General features: G+C 48.7%; 3 protein-coding genes. All 3 read left to right on the top strand.

Going from position 1 to position 3,419, the window contains the following annotated elements; translation table 11 throughout:
* Positions 1 to 483: ArsR family transcriptional regulator (locus VN429_RS06385; protein WP_325631095.1), on the top strand; the 483-nt coding region annotated here is incomplete at its 5' end.
* Entirely contained in the window at positions 473 to 1,279 is an 807-nt protein-coding gene (locus VN429_RS06380; RefSeq protein WP_325631092.1) for a DUF7839 domain-containing protein, read from the top strand. The genes VN429_RS06385 and VN429_RS06380, both read left to right, overlap by 11 nt.
* A complete protein-coding gene (locus VN429_RS06375) occupies positions 1,276 to 3,381 on the top strand; it encodes a DEAD/DEAH box helicase (protein ID WP_325631090.1) in 2,106 nt (701 codons plus the stop codon). The genes VN429_RS06380 and VN429_RS06375 overlap by 4 nt, the downstream gene beginning before the upstream one ends.
* Positions 3,382 to 3,419: the final 38 nt, after the last annotated feature.

The raw sequence follows: 3,419 nt of genomic DNA, 5'->3' as shown, positions 1-3,419 counted from the left end.
AATGATCCCGTAGAACTGGTCCCGCTTTTTGTCATCTTCAACAATACTGTCTATAAGAAGATTCTTGATATGCTGAACAAGAACTGGATGACCAGAAGCGAGATCGGTGATGTAGTGGGGGAAGACGGAGTCAGGGAGTGTCTGCTGATACTCAAGAAAGGCAACCTCCTTGAAGAGAAATGGCGCATGCCCGAGCCTGGTAAAAAGCCGGAAAAGGAGTATAAGGCTACATATAGCAAATTCAGGGCAAACTTTCAGTGTAATTTCTCGGATCTTGCAGATCTGCTCTCGATTGCATTCTCTGAAGAATCAGAAATAGCAGTTAAGGGCGACAGTCTTGAAGGAGAACTATCTAAGGGTAACTCTTCAATAAATGACATTGCACGAAGGTTTAATGTAACTCCGATATACATTAAAGGAGTGGCAAAACGGGTTCCACACCTTGATGTGAAGGGCCAGGGACTGGTTATACTTGAAGAATGAAGACGAGCCGGGATATACAATCCTGCGTAATAAACGGGATGTCTCCCGGTTTCAAATTCTTGTTGAAATAGCCGAGCATCAACCTGCAGTAAGGCAGCAGGAGATTGCTGCAATGCTCGGGGTAACTCCTCAAGCGATATCAGAATATATCCGTGATCTGGTTGATGAGGGTATGATCAAGGCCCCTGGTCGGGGGAGATATGAGGTAACCCGGGAAGGGATTGAATGGATCCTTCAGAATGCCGAGATGCTTGAAATTTATGCAAAGCACGTCAGGCATGACATTATCCATCAGGTCTCGGTCTGGACAGCTATAGCGGCAGAGGATCTCCGGAAGGGCGACAGGGTTGGAGTGTACATGAAAGGGGGCATTCTGTATGCATCCCGAAAACTGACTGCTGCAAATGGCGAGATCGCGGTTGATACGCCGAAAGGTGAGGAGACAGGTGTTGCTAAACTGGATGGGATCATTGATCACAAGGAGTCTATTGTCCAAGTATGCAAGGTTCCGAGGGTTGAGCGGGGAGGCTCACGAAATGTCAGGCTTGATCAGCTTGCCGAGGTTATCGGGGCGGTCTCGGTTGTCGCCTGTGTCGGGCTTGAGGCCTGGGTTTCGCTCAAAAAGATCGGACGGGTACCCGATCTCTATTTTGGTTCACGTGAAGGCGTAATTGAAGCTGCTCTACATGGCATCCCCTGCGGTATTGTGATTGTTGATGAGTTTTTCACCGAGTATCTGAAACAGCTTGAACAGGCAGAACTCAGTTATGAGATTCATGATCTGGTAGCTACATGAAGGCAATCGTTCAGCCGACGAAGAAGTATTACAAGATCCTGTTTTTTGAAACTCATCATGTAAATGCGACTGCCATCATAGAACTGATAGATACACCCAAGGGTATCAGGCCTTCCCATTATCGGATGAGGCGTGGGAGTGGCTCTGGTTACAGAAACCTGCCGACGAGGGACCTGGTCATTCACTTGAGACGTGCAAAGGTTCGCCTCACCTGTCCAGATGGACCATTTGAGGCTTTTTTGCATGATCTACAGATCCCGTTCACCTATGTTGAACTCTGTCGTTTCTGTCTGATGGAAGATCGCATTGCAGAACTGGACCGTGATCTGGCGATAATGTACGGAGAGGATGAGTGGATCTGCCTGCCGTGTGCCCGTAAAGAACTCAGGCGTGAGCTTGCCCATATGGGACGGTTGGGCAGGAATGCTCTCTCTCATCTTGACGAACTGCTTGACAAGTACCGAAGTGTTGACCGGGTGCTTGCAACTATAGAGCCAGGTGAACATTCCTTCGATCATACTCTCTATGATCGGTTGATTGCCCATCCTGTTGTTGAGACAAGCAGGCTTGATGAGCTTCCCCTTCCTCGTCAGTTTGTAGATCTTGCCAATGTTGAATCTCTGATGCCGGTCCAGCAGATTGCTGTTGAGGCTGGTCTATTGTACGGGAAAGATCTCCTCGTGGTGGCAGCTACCGCAAGTGGAAAGACGTTCATCGGTGAGATGGCTGGATTCAAGAATTTCCTTGAGAAAAGGGGTCGGATGATCTTCCTTGTCCCGCTTGTAGCACTCGCATTTCAGAAATACGATCGGTTTGCAAAAAAATATGGAAAGATCGCTGAGATCTCGATCATTACCGGGACCAGTCGTATCCAGATAAGTGACAACCGCCGCCCCGGGAACCGTGATCGGGGAGCTTCTATCATTATCGCAACATATGAGGGGGTCGACCACCTGCTCAGGTGCGGAATGAAACTGCACGATATCGGGACAGTAGTCATAGACGAAGTCCAGATGCTTGAAGACAAAGAGCGGGGACATCGTGTTGACGGGTTGATTGCCCGAATGAAGTTCAACTCGCCAAAGGCCCAGTTTTTGTATTTGAGTGCAACGATTGGGCATCCGACACTTCTTGCAAAGAAGTTGTCCTGTGAACTGGTCAGGTATGGTGAGCGCCCGGTGACCCTTGAGAGATACCTGGTTTTTCTTGAACGCCAACAGAAGATACCCACAGAGAAAAAATTGGTCCAGGATGAGTACAACAAGGTCTCTTCTAAAGGATTTCATAATCAAACCATTATTTTTACCAATTCCCGGGCACGGTGTCATGTCATCTCTGACAAGCTTGGTGAAGGTGTGGCCCCTTACCATGCCGGTCTGACCCAGGAGGAACGGCGGCATGTTGAAAATCAGTTTGAAAAAGGTGAGATAAGGGCTGTTGTCACAACTGCTGCTCTCGCAGCAGGCGTTGATTTCCCTGCATCTCAGGTAATATTTGATTCACTAGCAATGGGAATTGAGTGGCTGACAGTGCAGGAATTCCAGCAGATGTCAGGCAGGGCAGGACGACCGGATTACCATGATCTCGGAAAAGTGGTGATCCTTGCCGAACCGGGAGGGTCGTACTCCCGGAGTTCACGGATGACTGAAGAAGAGGTTGCCATGGGCCTTCTGAAAGGTGAGATGGGAGAGGTGGCTCCTGTTTACACACTTGAGCAGAGTTCAGAAATTTATGTTGCAAATGCTGTGGTGGCTGCAGGTGACCGGAATATCATGAAGAAGATTGAAGAGAGTCTTGTGGGTGAGCCTGAACCAGTCGAAGACCTTCTACTGCAGAGGAATCTGGTCTTCCGTGAAGGGGGAACCATCCGCCTCACTCCTCTTTCCCGTCTGATGGCAGAACACTTCATCGGTGTGGAAAGGCTAACACGAATCATTGATCTCGTGAAGGAGACAAAAGATCCCCTTGAAATCCTTGCTGAACTTGATTGTGCTACAGATGAAGAAGCTGCCCTTCTCCAGAGACAGAGCGGCAGGCAGGCAGAACTTCATGGCAGTCTTCTGGAAAAAAGGAAAAAAAGACCTGTGAAGAGACACCGCTAACCCTCTCATCATCTTTTCTTACTACATATTCTGTGCTG

It is taken from the genome of Methanospirillum sp., from assembly GCF_035560735.1.
GTDB lineage: Archaea > Halobacteriota > Methanomicrobia > Methanomicrobiales > Methanospirillaceae > Methanospirillum.
This window is presented reverse-complemented; position numbering and strand designations above follow the sequence as displayed.

Coding starts and splice junctions, on each gene's coding strand:
- VN429_RS06375 (WP_325631090.1), top strand. CDS start 1,276: ATGAAGGCAATCGTTCAGCCGACGAAGAAGTATTACAAGATCCTGTTT.